At 69.3% G+C, this 17,268-nt stretch carries 12 protein-coding genes and 1 tRNA gene; 5 read left to right on the top strand and 8 right to left on the bottom strand.

The annotated features are described in order from the left end of the window. The first annotated feature begins 162 nt into the window (after nucleotides 1-162). Both sigK and GVV77_RS10185 read left to right on the top strand, forming a co-directional pair. Nucleotides 163-792, top strand: coding sequence for an ECF RNA polymerase sigma factor SigK (sigK, locus tag GVV77_RS10190; protein WP_159618004.1), 630 nt, complete (start codon nucleotides 163-165; stop codon nucleotides 790-792). Nucleotides 793-807: 15 nt separating this feature from the next. Then, entirely contained in the window at nucleotides 808-1,677 is an 870-nt protein-coding gene (locus GVV77_RS10185) for an anti-sigma factor (RefSeq protein ID WP_159618003.1), read from the top strand. 121 nt (nucleotides 1,678-1,798) lie between these two features. Here the strand turns inward: GVV77_RS10185 and GVV77_RS10180 are convergent, their stop codons facing one another. The 4 genes from GVV77_RS10180 to GVV77_RS10165 all read right to left on the bottom strand — a co-directional run bounded on the left by GVV77_RS10180 (nucleotide 1,799) and on the right by GVV77_RS10165 (nucleotide 6,046). Then, nucleotides 1,799-2,545 (bottom strand): PIG-L deacetylase family protein, encoded by a 747-nt coding sequence (locus tag GVV77_RS10180; protein ID WP_159618002.1) that lies wholly within the window; start codon nucleotides 2,543-2,545, stop codon nucleotides 1,799-1,801. A 1-nt stretch (nucleotide 2,546) separates the two neighbouring features. Next, entirely contained in the window at nucleotides 2,547-3,494 is a 948-nt protein-coding gene (locus GVV77_RS10175) for an electron transfer flavoprotein subunit alpha/FixB family protein (RefSeq protein ID WP_159618001.1), read from the bottom strand. A 39-nt stretch (nucleotides 3,495-3,533) separates the two neighbouring features. Continuing rightward, nucleotides 3,534-4,361 carry an electron transfer flavoprotein subunit beta/FixA family protein gene (locus GVV77_RS10170; RefSeq protein WP_201293209.1) on the bottom strand — a complete coding sequence of 276 codons (828 nt, stop codon included), beginning with the start codon at nucleotides 4,359-4,361 and terminating at the stop codon, nucleotides 3,534-3,536. 101 nt (nucleotides 4,362-4,462) lie between these two features. After that, nucleotides 4,463-6,046: a S1C family serine protease gene (locus tag GVV77_RS10165; protein WP_159618000.1), complete on the bottom strand. Its 1,584-nt coding sequence runs from the start codon at nucleotides 6,044-6,046 to the stop codon at nucleotides 4,463-4,465. Nucleotides 6,047-6,398: 352 nt separating this feature from the next. Here GVV77_RS10165 and GVV77_RS10160 point away from each other — a divergent pair, with 352 nt between their 5' ends. From GVV77_RS10160 to GVV77_RS10150, 3 genes are all read left to right on the top strand, one after another. Next, the gene (locus GVV77_RS10160) at nucleotides 6,399-8,459 is read left to right on the top strand and encodes a TPM domain-containing protein (protein ID WP_343033050.1); all 2,061 of its coding nucleotides are present in this window, start codon (nucleotides 6,399-6,401) and stop codon (nucleotides 8,457-8,459) included. A gap of 72 nt (nucleotides 8,460-8,531) precedes the next feature. Further along, nucleotides 8,532-9,296, top strand: coding sequence for a PspA/IM30 family protein (locus GVV77_RS10155; protein WP_159617998.1), 765 nt, complete (start codon nucleotides 8,532-8,534; stop codon nucleotides 9,294-9,296). 214 nt (nucleotides 9,297-9,510) lie between these two features. After that, entirely contained in the window at nucleotides 9,511-10,899 is a 1,389-nt protein-coding gene (locus GVV77_RS10150) for a cryptochrome/photolyase family protein (RefSeq protein ID WP_159617997.1), read from the top strand. 6 nt (nucleotides 10,900-10,905) lie between these two features. On the opposite strand, the gene GVV77_RS10145 is transcribed toward GVV77_RS10150, so the two are convergent. The 4 genes from GVV77_RS10145 to GVV77_RS10130 form a co-directional block, all read right to left on the bottom strand. Further along, nucleotides 10,906-12,249 carry a right-handed parallel beta-helix repeat-containing protein gene (locus tag GVV77_RS10145; protein WP_159617996.1) on the bottom strand — a complete coding sequence of 448 codons (1,344 nt, stop codon included), beginning with the start codon at nucleotides 12,247-12,249 and terminating at the stop codon, nucleotides 10,906-10,908. Nucleotides 12,250-12,477: 228 nt separating this feature from the next. Then, nucleotides 12,478-12,551: transfer RNA gene (locus GVV77_RS10140), tRNA-Met, on the bottom strand. A 57-nt stretch (nucleotides 12,552-12,608) separates the two neighbouring features. Continuing rightward, nucleotides 12,609-15,662, bottom strand: coding sequence for a UPF0182 family membrane protein (locus GVV77_RS10135; RefSeq protein ID WP_425483356.1), 3,054 nt, complete (start codon nucleotides 15,660-15,662; stop codon nucleotides 12,609-12,611). A gap of 220 nt (nucleotides 15,663-15,882) precedes the next feature. Next, entirely contained in the window at nucleotides 15,883-16,980 is a 1,098-nt protein-coding gene (locus GVV77_RS10130; RefSeq protein ID WP_246199747.1) for a YlbL family protein, read from the bottom strand. Between the last annotated feature and the right edge of the window lie 288 nt (nucleotides 16,981-17,268).

Below are 17,268 nucleotides of genomic sequence, written 5' to 3'. Positions count from 1 at the left end.
GCCACCCGTGCCGACGGCGCGGGCGCAGCTGACAGGGTTTCCGGAGCACATTTAGGGGCGGTGAAGTGGGTGAATCGGGTCTCGGAACGGCGGCATGCGGCATTCCTCCCCTCTTCAGGGGATGTTCGGCACCGGCCGGTTGGCGCTCTATGCTTGGACCCTATGGACACGCCACGAGTAAGCCGGGCCACATCTGGGAGAACCCCCGCGGGTGGGCTGGCCGATGATGCTGCCGCCGGCTCCGCCGGCGAGCCCACGCTGACCGACCTCCTGCTGCGGATCGCCCGGCAGGACCAGGAGGCGTTTGCCGCGTTCTACGCCCAGACGTCCCGGCGGGTCTACGGGCTGGCCCGGCGGGTCCTGATCGACCCGGAACTGAGCGAGGACGCGACCCAGGAGGTCTACCTCCAGGTGTGGAACAGCGCCGGCCGGTTCGATCCGGCCGCCGGCAGTCCGATGGCCTGGCTGATGACCCTGGCCCACCGGCGGGCCGTCGACAAGGTCCGGTCCGAGCAGAGTTCGACCGACCGGGAAGCACGGTATGGCGCTGCCACCCAGACCATCGACCACGACGACGTCGTTGACACGGTGACCCAGCGGCTCGAGGCCGAGACCGTGGTGAAGTGCCTCGACACCCTCACAGACACCCAACAGGAATCTGTCAGGCTCGCCTACTACGGTGGACTGACATACCGCGAAGTCGCAGAGAAGCTCGGGGTTGCGGTACCCACCATCAAGTCGAGGATCCGGGACGGCTTGCTGCGCCTCAAGGCATGCCTGGGGGTGAGCTGATTGCAGGACAAGGACATGAACAAACAATTCGCAGAAGACCTTCAGCAGGACCTCCATCGCGGGCATGTGCTCGAGTGGGCCGAGATGTATGCCCTGGACGCCGTGAGCGACGACGAGCGCGCCGCGATCGAGGAGTTCCTGGCCCACGACGACGGCCTCCGGCAGGCCTTCACCGATCGGGTCCGCTCGAACCGCGAGACGATCACCACGGCGTATGCCATCCAGGAGGAGGAGCCTCCGGCCGGGCTGCTCGAGAAAATCCTGAGCCAGATTCCCGTCTCCGCACCGGCCGGCACTGACGGCGCCAGCGGCGGCACGGAGGCACCGGCGGGTGGCCCGGCCGGCGCTGCTGCTGCGGGCACGGCCGCCACCGCTCTGGGCGGCGCGTCAGCGGCCGGCGACGAGCTCGCCCGCAGGCGCCGGACGAAGGGGATGTGGGCCTCCCCCGCCACCCGCTGGCTGACCGCAGCGGCTGCAGCGGTGCTGGTCGCTGTCGGGGGTGTCACCGTTGCGCAGAACCTCGGGCAGACCTCCATTGAGCAGGAGGTCCTCCAGGCCTCCGACGTCGTCACCGGCTCCTACGTGATTCCCGCCGGTGGCACCGCGGGCCTGGCCCTGTCCGAGGAGGAGGACGCCGCGGTGGTGACGCTGAAGGGCGTCCCGGCGCCGCCCGAAGGCTCCGTCTACCAGATGTGGCGGCTGCCCGCGGACGGGTCGGCACCCGTCTCGGTCAGCACGATGGACGCCGAGGATGTCGCCGGCACGAAGGTCACCGAGGTCGAGGGGATCAGTTCCTTCAGGGGCATCGCCATCACCGTCGAGCCCGACGGCGGGTCACCGGTTCCCACCACGCCCGTCATCGCGGAGATCCCCTTCCGCACCTGAGCGGCGGGCCGGGGCGGCCGGCCCTGACAGAGCAAACAGAGGGGCCCGGTGGACACCGGGCCCCTCTGCCTGTGCTGTTCTGCCTGTGCTGTTCTGCCTGTGTCGTTTTGCCTGTGCCGGGCTAGAAGCCGGCGATGGTCTGCTCGGTGTTCACGCCCACGACGTGGAACCCCTCGGCGCTGCGCCCGCCGGGCAGGCCCCCGCGGACGCCATTTCCCAGGAGCATGCTGCGCACCGCGGCGTCCATCTTCTCGACATCGGGATGCTGGCTGATGTGGGTGCGGATGGCGGAAAGTTTCACATCCTCGAAGCCGGTGATGTCAACGAAGTGGTTCTCCCTCTCCTCGGGCCCGCCGTAGAACCACAGCCAGGGCACCCGGTAGGCCTCAAGGCCGGCCGCCGCCAGCTCGGGGAAGGCGAACGGGTTCTCCACCGCCGGGTACACCGCCCGCGTGACGGCCTCTCCGCAGGCAAGGTGGTCGGGGTGGCTTTTCTGCAGCCGGTCCCAGTTCCGTTCCGGGTGGGAGGAGACAACGATATCGGGGCGCACCTCACGGATGCGGGCCACGATGCCGCGGATCACGGCCTCGGTGGGGCTCAGGTAGCCGTCCCGTTCACCGAGGAAGCTCACATCCTCGACGCCGACGATGCGCGCCGCCCGTCGCTGTTCATCGTGCCGGGTTTCGACAATGGTGTTCCGGTGCTCCTCGGAGAAGCCTCCGGCGTCACCGTCGGTCAGGATGCAGTAGCTCACCTCGATCCCGGCCGCAGTCCAGGCGGCCACGGTTCCGGCAGCGCCGAAGTCGAGGTCGTCGGGGTGGGCGGCGAAGCACAGGACGCGGCGGATGGTGTTGCGTTCGGGCTCCACCTCAGGCCCTGCGCTTCCGGATCTCCTCGGCCGCCTGCGGCAGGACAGTGAACAGGTCGCCCACCACGCCGAAGTCGGCGATCTCGAAGACGGGTGAATCGGGATCCTTGTTGATCGCCACGATCACCTGGGAGGTCTGCATCCCGGCCTTCTGCTGCACGGCCCCGGAGATGCCCGCCGAGATGTAGAGCTGGGGGGACACCGTCTTGCCGGTCTGGCCGATCTGCGCCGAGTGCTCGATCCACCCGGCGTCGGTCGCCGCCCGGGAGGCCCCGACGGCACCGCCGAGGAGGTCGGCGAGTTCCTCGATCGGGGCGAAGTTGCCGTCCACGCCGCGTCCTCCAGCGACGATGACGCGGGCCTCAACGAGGTCCGGCCGGCCGGTGGCGGGCTTGTCGACCCGGCCGGTGATGACCGCGGCGGCGGCCGGGACCGGAACCTCGACCGGGACGGTTTCCGGGCGGGCCGGCTGCCCAGCCTCGGCGGCTTCGATGCTGTTGGGCTTCACCGCGAGGATCGGGATGCCGGTGGTGACCCGGCACTGTGAGGTGTAGGACCCGGCGAAGACGGATTTCGTCGCGGTCAGGTCATCGGCCACCGCGACGACATCGGTGATGACCCCGGATTCCAGCCGGACTCCTGCGCGGGCGGCGATTTCCTTCGCCTCGTAGGCGTTGCCCAGCAGCACCACCGACGCACCGGAGGCCCGCACCGCCTCGGCCAGGAAGGCGGCCTTGCCCGCGACGAGGGACTTCCCCACCGACGGATCGGCGGGAAGGTAGCAGCTGGACACCCCGTAGGAACCCAGTCCGTCGAGCAGGGGGTCACCGGCGTCGCCGGCCACCGCTGCGACGGGATCGCCGAGGGTCCGTGCCAGGGTGAGTAGTTCCCGGTCATTTTTGGCGAGCACCGCGCCGGGGTCGTGGAGGAAGACAAGTACCGTAGGCATGCTGCGGTCTCCTTTTCGAAGGATGGAGTGGGCGGCGGGCTAGAGGAGCTTTTGTCCCGCAAGGAAGTCGACGAGCCGCAGGCCCGCGTCGCCTTCGTCCGTGATCACGACGCCCTGGCTGCGGGGAGGCCGCGGCTCCGCGGCCTCAACGGCCGTCCAGGAGCCGGCGAACCCGACCTGGTCGGCGGCCAGGCCGATGTCGGAGAGGGACATCGTGCGCAGCGGCTTCTTCTTCGCCGCCATGATGCCCTTGAAATTGGGGTAGCGCGGCTCATTGATCTGGTCCGTGACCGACACCAGGGCGGGCAGCTGAGAGGCGATGGTCTCGGAATAGGCGTCGCCGTCGCGGCGGGCCGTGAGCGTCCACCCCGCTTCCGCGGCCTCAAGCTCGAGGGCCGCGGCGAAGGTCACCTGGGGCAGGTCGAGGCGTTCGGCCAGCTGGGCCGGGACCAGGGAGGTCTCCCCGTCCGTGGAGGCCATGCCCGTGAGGACAAGGTCGAAGGGGCCGAGGTGGGAGAGCAGGGCGGCAAGCGCGCGGGACGTTGCAGAGGCGTCCGATCCGGCCAGTGCGTCGTCGGTGAGGTGGACCCCCTCGGCCGCACCCATCTGCAGGGCCTTCTTCACGGCGCTGACGGCCGGACCCGGGCCCATCGTGACGGCCGTGACGCGGTGCCCGGCCGCATCCCCGCCGTGCTGCTCCACGAGCTGGAGGGCCGCTTCGATGGCGTACTCGTCGAGTTCGGAGAGGATGCTTTCGGAGCGTTCGGTGGTGTTGCGGGGGCCGTTGAGGTGGCGGTCGAACTGCGCGTCGGGCACGTGCTTGACCAGTACGGCGATATTCAGTCCCGGAGTCGGGGCCTCGTCCATGAGAAACCTTCCTGAGGTGGCAGTCTGTCCCGCGCTCTAGCTAACCATAAAGTTGTCGGCACCTTCTCCGGCGGGGCGCCCCTGCCGGGGCGCCCCGGGCATCAGGCCGCGGGGGCCTCGGCGAGGGTCACGTCGATGGTGACGGTGTCACCGCCGCGCCGCACCTCGACGGGAACGGTCTCCCCGACCGGCTGCATGCGCACCGCTGCCGTGAGCGACTGGGGGTCGCCGATGGGTGAATCCCCCACCTTGGTGATGATGTCGCCCTCACGGATCTCGGCGTCGTCGGCCGGCGATCCGGCTTCCACCCCGGCAACCTGGGCGCCGACGGAGAAGGTCGACCCGGAGGAGGCGTTCTCCCCGGCCGCAGGCTCAACGGTCACGCCGAGGAACCCGTGGGTGGCTTTGCCGGTCTCGATGATGTCGTTGGCCACCCGCTCGGCGTAGGAGATCGGGATGGAGAAACCGACGCCGATGTTCCCGGCGCTTTCGTCGCTTCCGCTTGAGGCGATGGCGACGTTGACGCCGATCACCCGCCCCTGCGCATCGACGAGGGCGCCGCCGGAGTTGCCCTGGTTGATGGCGGCGTCGGTCTGGATGACGTTGAGGTAGATGGAGCCCTGGGACTGCGGCTGGGGCTCCTGCGACCCGTCGGGCGGCAGGAAGTTGAAGCCGTCGCCCTCCTGCTGCTCGGGGGCATCCGACTGCTCCTCCGGTACCGCCGAGGACGCCACGCTGATGGTGCGGTTGAGCGTCGAGATGATGCCGTCGGTGACCGTGCCGCTGAGGCCCAGGGGCGCGCCGATGGCGATCGCGGTGTCGCCGACGTTCAGCTCCGCCGAGTTTCCGAGCGCCGCGGGTGTCAGGTCGGGTGCGTCGATCTTGATGACGGCGAGGTCGGACAGCGGGTCGGTTCCGACGATTTCGGCCCGGAAGACCTGGCCGTCGTTGGTCTTGACCTCGACGGCGGCGTCGGCGACCTGCCCTCCGAGGGTGACTACGTGGGTGTTCGTGAGGATGTGCCCCTCCTCGTCGAGGATGATCCCCGAGCCCGATCCGCCCGAACCGTTTCCGCTGACGGCGATGGTGACGACGCTGGGCGATGCCTTCACGGCGGCGGCGGTGATTTCGTTGACGCTGTCGGAGTTATTGACGATCACGGACTCGCTGCGCCCGCCGCCCGAGCCCGACCCGGCGGTGCCCCCGCCGTCGAACAGCCCGTCGGCCCCTGCCGCGATGCCGCCGCCGAGCAGGCCTGCCGCCAGGACACCGGCGAGGAAGGCGGGAACGCCGATGCGCTTCTTCTCCCGGACCCGCACGGACGCGTGCTGGCCCGAGGGCTGGAGCCACGGCTGGGACGGCGGCTGGGTAGGAGGCACCGGCTGGCCGAAGGCTCCCTGCCGGAAGGAGTTCTGTCCGTAGGAGTTCTGCCCGTAAGAGTTTTGTCCGTAGGAGTTCTGCCCGAAGGAGTCCTGTCCGTAGGAACTCTGGGGGGAAGTCTCGGAGGCACCCTGGCGGTAGGGCGCCGGCCCGCCGGTGGGAAGGTCCGCCGTGTCGCCGCCGGTGCGGCCCCCGGGGGCTCGACCGGAGTCCGCGACCTGTGCCTGCTCTGCCGTTGGGGGGTTGGCCGGTCGGGGCGGGATCGGGCGGTCAGGACCGGCAGGTCCCCCAAACTGGTCAGCCATTCGAATTCCTTTCATCGCGGTTGTCTCCACTATGGCAAGGAAGACTGAACCTTGAGGGAACGTTTGCTGGACGTCTGCTGGGAAGCAGCCGGAAAGCGAAGGGTCCCACTGCCTATTATTCCCCCTCCGGGCGGCCGCTTCATCTCCGCGGCCGGGCGCGGGCCCGGACCTCCCCCGGGAACCGTGATCGGTGCGCCGAGTTTCGCTTGGGGCTTAGGTCCGCGCCCGCCGTGCCGGTGGACGGCCCCTACCACCGGCCATAGAATCAAAATTCAGGGAGCCCCGGCGTCCGTCGCCTTTCTTCCCGACGGGCGTGACCGGGGAACATGCTGAAGGGTACTTAATGCAACGGATGACCAGGCGGACCGGCGCCGCCGCGGGACTCAGCGCCCTGATCGCGCTGACACTGGCGCCGGGTGCGGCCTACGCAGCCGACCCCATCGACATTCCGGACGGGGAGACGGTGGTCGACCAGGCAGGAGTCCTCACCCCGGCCGACATCAGCGACGTCGAGGCCGCGATCACGGGCCTCCAGGACGAATACGGCTACACCGTCCAGGTCGTGTACGTCGACACCTTCACCAGCCCCTCCGACTCCCTGGCCTGGGCCGTCGAGACCGCGCAGGCCAGCAACCTCGGGGCGGACGACGCGCTGCTCGCGGTCGCCGTCGATTCGGGCGAGGGACGCTTCATCGCCAGCAACGGCACGGAGGTCGAGGCCCGGACCGGGGAGATCTTCAACCAGCAGATCGACCCGCAGCTCGACGGGCAGAACTACGCCGAGGCGGGCATTGCCGCCGTTGAGGGGACCGAAGCGGTCCTGACTGACACGGGCGGCCCCGGGCCAGGGGCGGCAGGCGACGGCGGCGGGGGCGGCGCAGGGTTCCTCATCGGACTCCTGGCACTGGCCGGTGCCGGCAGCTACTTCTTTATGCGTTCGCGCCGGCGGCAGCAGGCCGCGCCCAAGGAGATCACCTACGGTCCCGGGCAGGCGCCCGACGGCGCCGTCGTCGACCCGCTGGCCTCCCTCAGCGTCGAGGACCTGCGCAAACGCGCCGGAAGCCTGCTCGTCGCCGCCGACGACGCCATCAAGTCGAGTGAACAGGAACTCGGCTTCGCCGAGGCCTCCTACGGCGAGGCTGCGGTCAAGCCCTTCGCCGCCGACATCGCCGCCGCCAAGGTGCACATGAGCGAGTCGTTCAAGCTGCAGCAGCAGCTCGATGACCACATCCCCGACACCGAGGAGCAGCAGCGCGCCTGGCTGGGAGACATCATCCGCCGCTGCGAGGCGGTCAATGAGTCCCTGCAGGCGCACAAGACCGACTTCGACTCGCTGCGCGAGCTCGAGCGGAACGCCCCACAGGCCCTCGACGCGGCGCGCCAGGCCGCCAACGCGGCCGGCACCCGCTTCGTCGCCGCGGAGGAGCGCCTGACCGCCCTGCGGCGCCGGTATGCCGGCACGGCCACCTCCCAGGTGCAGGACAACGTCGACCAGGCCCGCGAGCGGCTCGCCTTCGTGGAGAGTGCCGCCGCCGAGGCCCGGACCCGGATGGACGCCGGCGAAACCGGCCCCGCCGTCGTCGCCGTGCGTGCCGCCGAAGAGTCCGTCAGCCAGGCCAACCTGCTGCTCAACGCCATCGACAAGCGGGCCGCCGAACTCGAAGCGGCCCAGGAGGAACTCGACCGGGCCGTCACAGACACCGTGCAGGACCTCGCCCAGGCGACCGCCATGGTCCGCACCGGGCGACACGACGACCTCGTCGGGCCGGTCGCTGCGGCCGAATCGGCGCTCCAGACCGTACGCTCGCAGCGCCAGGCCGGTCCGATCGACCCCATCGCCCTGCTGGAACGGGTCGAGGGCGCCCACCGCCAGCTCGACGGGGCGATCGGCGGAGTGCGTGACCAGAGCGAGCAGGCCCGGCGGGCCCGCGAATCCCTGCAGCACACCCTCCTGGCGGCGCACTCGCGCATCTCGGGGACCGAGGACTACATCCGGGCACGCCGCGGCGGTGTCGGCAGCGAGGCCCGCACGCGGCTCGCCGAAGCCGGACGCAACCTCGACTACGCCGTCAGCATTCAAAACTCCGATCCCGTCACCGCCCTGTCCCATGCCGAGCAGGCCGTGATGCTCGCCGAACAGGCCGCGCAGCTCGCCGAACAGGACGTCTCGGGCTTTGGGGGGCGCGGATACGGCGGCTACGGCGGGTACGGAGCCCGCCGCGGCGGAGGCGACGGGATGGGCGGAGCCCTGCTCGGCGGCATCCTGCTCGGCGGTCTCCTCAACGGCGGCGGTGGATTCTTCGGCGGCGGAGGCGACGGCGGAGGCGATGTCTTCGGCGGCGGCGGGTTCGGCGGTTTCGACGGCGGAGGCGGAGGCTTCGGCGGCTTCGACGGAGGTGGAGGCGACTTCTAATCCCGCGGCGGCAGCTCCGGCGCCGCCGCACCAGTACTCACGAGAAACATTCACAGATCGAGAGGAAACCTCATGGTAAAGCAGTCAATTTTCGGCCGGATCGCTCAGCTGGCAAAGGCAAACATCAACTCCGTGCTCGACCAGGCGGAGGATCCGCAGAAGATGCTGGACCAGATGGTCCGCGACTACACCAACAGCATCGCCGAGGCCGAAAGCGCCGTCGCCCAGACCATCGGGAACCTCCGGATGATCCAGGACGACTACAACGAAGACATGGAGAATGCCCGAAGCTGGGGCAACAAGGCGCTGGCGGCGTCGAAGCGGGCGGACGAGTACCGCAGCTCCGGTGACGCGGTCGACGCCGAGAAGTTCGACAACCTCGCCAAGGTCGCCATCCAGCGGCAGATCGCCGCGGAGAACGAGGCCAAGGGTGCAGAGCCGACGATCGCCTCCCAGACGGAAATCGTCGACAAGCTGAAGACCGGCCTGAATCAGATGAAGGGCAAGCTGGGCGAACTCACGTCCAAGCGGGACCAGCTCATCGCCCGCGCCCGGACCGCCCAGGCGCAGCAGCAGGTCCACGACGCCGTCAAGAGCATCGACTTCCTCGACCCCACGAGCGAGGTGGGGCGTTTCGAGGAGAAGATCCGGCGCGAGGAGGCCAAGGTGCGTGGACAGCAGGAGCTCGCCAGTTCGAGCCTCGATTCGCAGTTCGAGAGCCTCGAGGATCTCGGGGAGCAGTCGGAGATCGAGGCACGGCTCGCGGCGCTGAAGTCGGGAGCCCCGGCCCAGCCGCAGTCGGCCATCAGCCAGGGCACCGAGACGACCGCCCCGTAGCCGCTAGGCGGAAGCGCCGAACCCGCATACAGAGAGAGCCGCAGCGTCAGCGCTGCGGCTCTCCCTGCGTTAAGACGCCCGCGTGCAGGGCAGGCGCGGCGGGCCTGCCTGGGTGGGGCCCGGTGTGCCGGCGTCGGCCTGCCCGGCCCGGCCGCGTGGATCCCCCGCCGGATCCGCCGCCTGCGAGACTCGTCGGGCAGGTACATTGGGGACCATGGCCGTTACCCTGGTGTGGCTCCGCGATGACCTCCGACTCGCCGACAATCCCGCGCTCCACGAGGCGGCGTCCCGCGGCGGGGAGGTCGTCGTCGTGTACATCCTCGATGAGGAGACCCCCGGCATCCGCCCTCTGGGCGGTGCCTCACGGTGGTGGCTGCACCACTCCCTGGCCGCGCTCGCCGAATCCCTCGAATCCGTCGGGGTCCCCCTGGTGCTCCGCCGCGGTCCCGCCGGAACCGTCCTGCCGGCCCTGATCGGGGAAACCGGCGCCGAAGCGGTGCTGTGGAACCGGCGTTACGGGCTCGCCGAACGTGAACTTGACGCCTCCCTGAAGGCGGAGTGCACGGCGTCGGGCCTTCTCGCCGAGAGCTTCCAGGCCAACCTGCTCTTCGAGCCCTGGCAGGTGCGCACCGGCGCGGGAGAGCCCTTCCGGGTGTTCTCCCCCTTCTGGCGCGCCTGCCTGCGGGAGCCCGAGCCGCGGCAGCCGCAGCCCGCGCCTGAGCGCCTCACCGGCCCTGCGGTGCGCTCTGACGCCCTCGGGGGGTGGGGGCTTCTTCCCACCCCGGACTGGGCGCAGGGCCTGCGCGAGACCTGGGTGCCCGGGGAGGCAGGGGCCACCGCCCGGCTGGCGGACTTCTTCGACTCCCTCGTCGAGGGCTACGCCACCAACCGGGACCTGCCGGCCGTCGACGGCACCAGCCGGCTCTCGCCGTACCTGCGCCATGGCGAAATCAGCCCCTTCACCGTCTGGCATGCGGCCCAGGCACGCCGTTCCGGCCCGCTCGCCGAGGACATCCGCTCCTACCTCTCGGAGATCGGCTGGCGCGAGTTCTGCTGGCAGCTCCTCTACTTCAACCCGGAGCTCGCGACGGTGAACTACCGGCCGGAGTTCAACGCTTTCGCCTGGGAGAGCGATACCGGCGCCGAGCTGAAAGCCTGGCAGCGCGGGCGCACCGGCTACCCCATGATCGACGCCGGAATGCGGCAGATGTGGCAGATCGGCTGGATGCACAACCGCGTGCGGATGGCGACGGGTTCCTTCCTGATCAAGAACCTCATGATCGACTGGCGGGTCGGCGAACAGTTCTTTTGGGACGCGCTCGTCGACGCCGACGCTGCGAGCAACGCCGCGAACTGGCAGTGGGTGGCCGGGTCGGGTGCTGACGCTAGCCCCTACTTCCGGATCTTCAACCCCGTCACCCAGGCGAAGAAGTTTGACCCCGACGGCGGCTACGTGCTGCGCTACGTACCCGAGCTGGCCGACGCCGAGAACCTCCATGAACCCTGGAAGGGCGCCGCGCCGGGGTATCCGGCGCCCGTGGTCGACCTGGCCGAATCCCGGCAGCGCGCCCTGGCAGCCTTCAAGGCCCTCGGCGCGGGCTGAACCGGCTCAGGAGACGAGGGAAACCCGCGAGCCCGGGGAAACCTCGCCTCCCACCGGCTGGACCGCGACGCGTCCCACGCTGAGGATCAGGTTTACCCGGGCGGCGCCCTCGGCGAACTGGACGCCGTACTGCTGGTAGACGTTGGCGCCGTCGTACTTCCGGTCGAACGAGGTCCCCTGCACGGTGGAGGGGTGACCCTTCCGGCCCCGCAGGTAGAACCCCGACCCGGTGTAGCCGGTTCCCCGGCCGCTGCCGCCGCCGCCGTTGTAGCCGTTGCTGTCCGCCACCGCCCCGCTGATGCTGTGATCGCCGCCGGCGATGAAGTACCCGTGCCCGTAGTTGTCCTGCGCCGTGCAGCCGACCAGGGAAATGCGGTGGCCGTCGAGGTGGAAGCCGTTGCCCTGGCCGAACCCGTCGGCGCTCCGCCCGCTGAACCAGCTCTTGCAGTTGGCCAGCTGAGTGTTTGCGTTCGGCAGCTGGAAACCGTGTCCCGCCGCCAGGCCGCTCTCGCAGTTCGCGATGCAGGCGTCCGGACTGTCGATGACGTACCCGGAGGCACCCCTGGTCACCCGGCGTCCCGCCTCAATCACCCGGATCGTATCGAGTACGCCGGCGCGCAGCCGGCTGTCGCCGGGCCCGTTGACCAGGTACACCCCGTGATGGCCCGTCCGGTAGATGTAGAGGTTCGATAGCAGGTGGGAGGCGTCCCATTCCGTTCCCCTGCCCTGCTCGTAGAAGATGCCCGAGCAGGAGCTGTCGGGCCCGCCGTGGATGCCCAGCCCGCGCACACCCGTGTACTGGGTGTCCGGCGAGTTGAGTTCGAACACGCCCTGCTCCTCGCCGCCGTCCAGGTCCGCCGTCGCCTGCAGGGTGGTGACCATGCGGCCCTGGCCCTGGACCTCGCAGTGGGCGCGGAGGCGGATCGGCGCGCTGATGCTGAACGAACGCCCTACCAGGCCCACCGAGCCGCCCTGGCTGCCGAAGGCGGGCGACCGGTCGTTGGAGAGCGCCTCGAGGGCTGCGTTGATCTCCTCCTGGTCGTCGACGCCGTCGCAGACGTAGTCCGCCGCGTCCTTCACCGCTGGCGGCGCGTCGTCGGCCGCCACGAGGAGGCTTGCCGCGAACCGTCCCGCAGGCCGGACGGCCCGTTCGAGCTCGTCCACCCGGGCGGCGAGATCACGGGCAGAAAGGTCACGGGCGGCGAGGTCAGGGGCAGGGGTGCCGCCCGGGGCCTGGACCGGAGCCGGGAAGCCGGCAGCGGCGGCGGACGGAACCGCCGCGGCGAGGAGCGCCAGGAACCTCCGGCGCTCCCAGGGAAACACCGTCGGTCTCCGTCGGTCAACTGGCATGGTCTGCTCCTCCCACCCGGGGCTCCCGTCCTCCTGCCCACGGGGCAGGCTCAGCAGGGCCGGATACCCATGCTATGCCGGGCCCCAGGACTCAGACAGGCCCGAATCCCCTACTCCGGCCCGATTCGGCCGACTCGATTCGGCCGGCCCGATTCGGCCGGATCAATTCCGCGGGTCCGGTTAACGCGGAAGGTCCCTGTCAGAAAACTGACAGGGACCTTCTCTTCGTTGCGGGGACAGGATTTGAACCTGTGACCTCTGGGTTATGAGCCCAGCGAGCTACCGAACTGCTCCACCCCGCGGCGCGGTCTCAACTCTACCGGCCGCGGGATGGGGAGGCAAATCGGGCTGCCGCCCGCCTAGCCGTTGTCTCCTTCGGCAGGCGCCTCGGATGCCTCGCCCTCGGCCGGAGCCTCGCCCTCAGCGGGCGCTTCGCCGTCGGCCGGCGGGACGACCGTGCCGGTGATCTCGCCTTCGGCGTCCAGCGCGCGCTGCAGCGCCGCGTTCAGCTTGTCCTGGGCTGCTCCGTAGGCGGCGAAGTCGCCCTCGGCCAGCGCAGTCCGGCCTTCCTCAATGGCCTCGTTTGCCTCAGCAAGCGCATCGCGAAGGGCCTGCTGGGCGGTCGGGTCCTCGGTGGGCGCCGACGGCGTCCCGGGGGTCGTGGGCGTCTCCCCCGCGTTCTCGGAGTCCCCTGCGCTTGCGCCGGAATCACCGCCGAACACCTGGTCGAGGGCCTCATCGAGGGTCGGGGCGAAGCCGACCTTCTCACCGAAGCTGGCCAGCACCCGCTGGAGCGTCGGATAGGACGATGCCCCCGAGGACTGCACGTAGACCGGCTGCACGTACAGCAGGCCACCGCCCACGGGCAGGCTCAGCAGGTTTCCGTTGATCACCTCGGAGGCGCCCTGCCGCAGCAGGTTCAAGGCGTTGGAGACCGTCGGGTCGGAGTTGAAGCGGTTCTGCGCCTGCCCGGGGCCGGGCACCGAGGTGGAGCGCGGCAGCTCGAGCAGCCGCAGCTTGCCGTAGTCCTCCGACTTCACCCCGGCCTCGCTGCCGGCGTCACCGACGGCCGAGAGGAACCCGTAGAGCACGTTGCGTGCTTCCCCGCCAGGCTCGACGAAGGGAATGAACGGGGTGGTGAGGGAGAAGGCCGCTTCATCCTGGCCGGGCACCTTCAGGGAGAGGTAGAACGGGGGCTGCTTCACGTCGGCGCTCTCACCCTCGGTCGGATCGTCGGGAACGCTCCACGCGTCGCTGTTGGCGAAGAACACATCGACATTGGTGACGTGGTAGCGGGCCAGCAGTTCACGCTGCACCTTGAACTGGTCCTCGGGGTAGCGGACGTGGGACATCAGTTCGGCCGACATCTCGGTGTAGGGCTTGATCGTGGTGGGGAAGATCTTGCTCCAGGCCTTCAGGACGGGGTCCTGATCGTCCCAGGCGTACAGCTCCACCGAGCCGTCGTACGCGTCGACGGTCGCCTTCACGGCGTTGCGGATGTAGTTGACCTGGTCGGCCGGCAGCGGGGTGGACAGGTTGTCCGCCGTCTGGGAGTCGATCGTCGCCGATTCGAGCTCCTGCTGCGTGGAGTACGGGAAGAACTCGTTCGTGGTGTACCCGTCGACGATCCACTTGACCCGTCCATCGACGATGGCCGGGTAGGAGTTGCCGTCGACGGTGAGGTACGGCGCGAGCTTCTCGACCCGCTCCCGCGGGGTGCGGTCGTAGAGGATCTGCGATTCGCTGTTGACCGCATCCGAGAGCATCAGGTCGGTCGACTGGAACTTGATCGCGTACACGAGCTTGTTGAAGAAGTTGCCCACGCTCGGGCCGCCCTCGCCCGCGAACGTGTTCTTGGACTCCTCGTCGGAATCATCGCTCTGCGGGCGGTCGATCTCGCGCGGCTCGGCGCCTTCGGGGGCACCGACGATCGAGTATTCCGGGGACGCCTCGCCGAAGTAGATCCGCGGTTCATAGGTTTCATCGCTGCCGAGCACCCCGGCGGAGGGGATGCCGGAGAGCGTGAAGGAGGGCTTGCCGTCGGCTTCGACGACCGAGCCGCGGGCAGCGACGACGCCGTAGCCGTGGGTGTAGAGCACGTGCTCGTTGACCCAGCCGGCCGGGACGCCCTCGGGGTTGAGCTCGCGGGCGGCGATCACCGTGTCCTGGACCTCGCCGTCGACCGTGTAGCGGTCAACGTTCAGGGTGGGCGGGAACTGGTAGTACTGCCGGAACTGCTCAAGCTGGCTGAAGGCGTCGGACACGAGGTTCGGGTCGAGCAGGCGGATGTTCGCCGTCGTCTCCGCGTCCTCGCGCAGCGCCCCGGGCTCGGCGGTCGTGGTGGCGTTGTAGGGAATGGCCTCGACCTTGTCGAGCCCGTAGGCAACCCGGGTCAGGTCGATGTTGCGTTGGATGTACTCCCGTTCGAGGGTCAGCTCCGACGGGGTGACCTGGAACCGCTGGACCACCCAGGGGTAGACGCCGCCGGCGAGGATCGCGGTGATGATGAGCATCGCCGTTCCGATGATGGGCAGCCGCCAGCGGCCGATGACCGCGGCGACGATGAACAGGACCGCCACCAGGATGGCGGCGACGGCGAGGATGGCCTTGGTGGGGATCACCGCATTGACGTCGGTGTACAGGGCGCCGGTCCAGCGTCCGCCGGTGTTCTGCAGGGTGGCGTACCGGTCGAGCCAGTAGTTCACTCCCTGCAGGAGGAGGAACAGGGCCGCGATAACGGCGATCTGGACCCGGGCCGCCTTCGTGGTGAACAGGCCCTTCTCCTCGAGCCGGATCCCGCCGTAGAGGTAGTGGGTGAGCACCGCGGCGATCGCGCTGATGATGGCGACGCTGGTGAGGAAACCGATCAGGAAGCCGAAGAACGGCAGGGAGAACATGTAGAAGGAGAAGTCCAGGCCGAATTCCGGGTCGGTCTCACCGAAGGGCACCTGGTTGATGAACAGCAGGACCTGCTGCCACTGGGAGGCGGCGGCCGTTCCGGCGAAGGCGCCCAGCACGACCGGGATGCCGAGCATGAGCAGCTTGCGGATCGGCTCAAGCTGCGCCTGATACCGGTTGAGGTTGTCCTGCATCACGCTGTCCGGCGCGTAGATGGGCCGGCTGCCGTAGGCGATGCGCAGACTCGCATAGACGGCGCCGGCCATGATGACGAAGGCGGCGACGAACAGGGCGATCCGGGATACGTTTTCGGTGAGGAACACGCCGAGGTAGCCCAGCTGGTTGTACCAGAGGATGTCGGCGTAGACCTGCGAGAGGTACACGAAGGCGATGACGATGATCGCGAGCACGATGACCGTGGGAATCAGGGGGCTGCGTCGTCGGGCGGGTGCTGTCGCGGTTGAACTCGAAGGGCTCGGTCTGCTGCCGAAGGGCCGGTCTGGTCCGGATGTCACATTTACCTCATCGTTGGCGGCTGTGGGTCACGACGACGAGCACAAAACGGTCTGCTGCGGGCCCGCGGGCCGGAAACATGGCGCAGTCTCTGCCTTCGTGGTTCCATTCTGCCCTGTTCCCGCACGGGCGGTACAACTCAGGGCCCGATTACGCCGCTTCGCCGGGAATCGTTCCGCAATCGTGTCCTGGCAGAGGCCCCCGGGGTGCCCGGGAATCCGGTCAGCTGCAGGCCGGCAGGCCGGCGCCGTCCCCGCCCGAACCCAGCACCTCGACGGCGTTGACGGCCTCTTCCAGGGTGCTGACCTTGACCACCTTCAGCCCGTCCGGGACGTGGCCGACAACCTCCGCGCAGTTCTCGGCAGGGGCGAGGAAGAACTCCGCGCCGCTCTCGTGCGCGCCGACCAGTTTCTGCTGGATGCCGCCGATCTTGCCGATCGCCCCGGTGGAGTCGATGGTCCCTGTGCCCGCGAAGTGGCGCCCGCCGGTGAGGTCACCCTCGGTGAGCATGTCGATGATGCCGAGGGCGAACATGGAGCCGGCGGAGGGGCCTCCGACATTGTCGAGGGCGATGGTGACGTCGAAGGGGAAGTCGAACTCCGAGGTCAGCAGGACCCCCAGCTGGTAGTCCCCTTCCGGGGACTGCTTCGGGGTCACCGACACCTCCTCCGCCGATCCGGCACGGAGCACTTCGAGGTCGACGCCTGCACCCGCGGCGTCCGTCAGGGCGCTGCGGAGGGTGTCGATGTTCCGCACCGGGGCGCCGTCGATGGACGTGATGGTGTCCCCGGGCTCGAGGACTCCCGCGGAGGCCGACCCCTCTGCCAGGTCCACCACGGTCAGTGACTCCTCGTAGGGGATCTCCAGGTGCCCCAGCGCCGCCGCGATGGCGGACTCCTGGGAGGAGATCATGGACACGGAGTTGCGTTCCTCGATATCCGACCGGGTGGTGCCCGGAGCATAGACGAGTTCCTCCGGGCGCACGGTCTGGTCCGGGTCGATCCACGCCCGGAAGGCATCGAAGATGCTGACGTCACCGTTGGGTCCGCCGCTGACGTACACCGTCGTGAGGTCAAGCTCCCCCTCAGGGTCGAAGGTCTCCCGGCCGGAGATTTCGATGAGCGGCTGGGACCGGGCTTCCCCGATGGTGTTGAACGTCGGCCCGGGCGCCTCGAGGACGTACGGCGCAGGCAGCAGCACCGCCGCGGCGCCGAGCCCCAGGGCGAGCGCACCGGAGGTCACCATGGCCCGGATGCGGGGGTCACGGGGGCGTTCCGGCTCCACGGGTTCGTAGGTTCCGGCGCGGACGGGCTGTGACACGATGGGGTTTCCTTTTCCCTGGCGCGGGCCGTTCGGCCCGGCCAGCGGGGCACGCGAGTACGAAGTGATCTGCTCTACAACCCTAAACGGTTCGTGTGCCGGCACCGTCCCGGCCCGGGTCTTTGCCCTCAGCGAACTCCCGCAGGGGTTCTAGGACAAGCCCGCTCCCCTGCCGGTAACGTTGGCTCAACAGCTGCGCGGACCGGTGCCTCGGCACGCAGGACCGGCAGGCCTTTTCAGCGACTTCCAGGACCGGTGGTATTAGTGACCAACCCATCCAACCCCTCC

Origin of the sequence: Arthrobacter zhaoguopingii (assembly GCF_009828605.1) — a bacterium.
Lineage (GTDB): Bacteria > Actinomycetota > Actinomycetes > Actinomycetales > Micrococcaceae > Arthrobacter_D > Arthrobacter_D zhaoguopingii.
The sequence above is the reverse complement of the archived record's forward strand: the minus strand, read 5'-3'. Positions and strand labels throughout refer to the sequence as shown.

Coding starts and splice junctions, on each gene's coding strand:
- sigK (WP_159618004.1), top strand. CDS start 163: ATGGACACGCCACGAGTAAGCCGGGCCACATCTGGGAGAACCCCCGCG.
- GVV77_RS10185 (WP_159618003.1), top strand. CDS start 808: ATGAACAAACAATTCGCAGAAGACCTTCAGCAGGACCTCCATCGCGGG.
- GVV77_RS10175 (WP_159618001.1), bottom strand. CDS start 3,494: ATGCCTACGGTACTTGTCTTCCTCCACGACCCCGGCGCGGTGCTCGCC.
- GVV77_RS10170 (WP_201293209.1), bottom strand. CDS start 4,361: ATGGACGAGGCCCCGACTCCGGGACTGAATATCGCCGTACTGGTCAAG.
- GVV77_RS10165 (WP_159618000.1), bottom strand. CDS start 6,046: ATGGCTGACCAGTTTGGGGGACCTGCCGGTCCTGACCGCCCGATCCCG.
- GVV77_RS10160 (WP_343033050.1), top strand. CDS start 6,399: ATGACCAGGCGGACCGGCGCCGCCGCGGGACTCAGCGCCCTGATCGCG.
- GVV77_RS10155 (WP_159617998.1), top strand. CDS start 8,532: ATGGTAAAGCAGTCAATTTTCGGCCGGATCGCTCAGCTGGCAAAGGCA.
- GVV77_RS10150 (WP_159617997.1), top strand. CDS start 9,511: ATGGCCGTTACCCTGGTGTGGCTCCGCGATGACCTCCGACTCGCCGAC.
- GVV77_RS10145 (WP_159617996.1), bottom strand. CDS start 12,249: ATGCCAGTTGACCGACGGAGACCGACGGTGTTTCCCTGGGAGCGCCGG.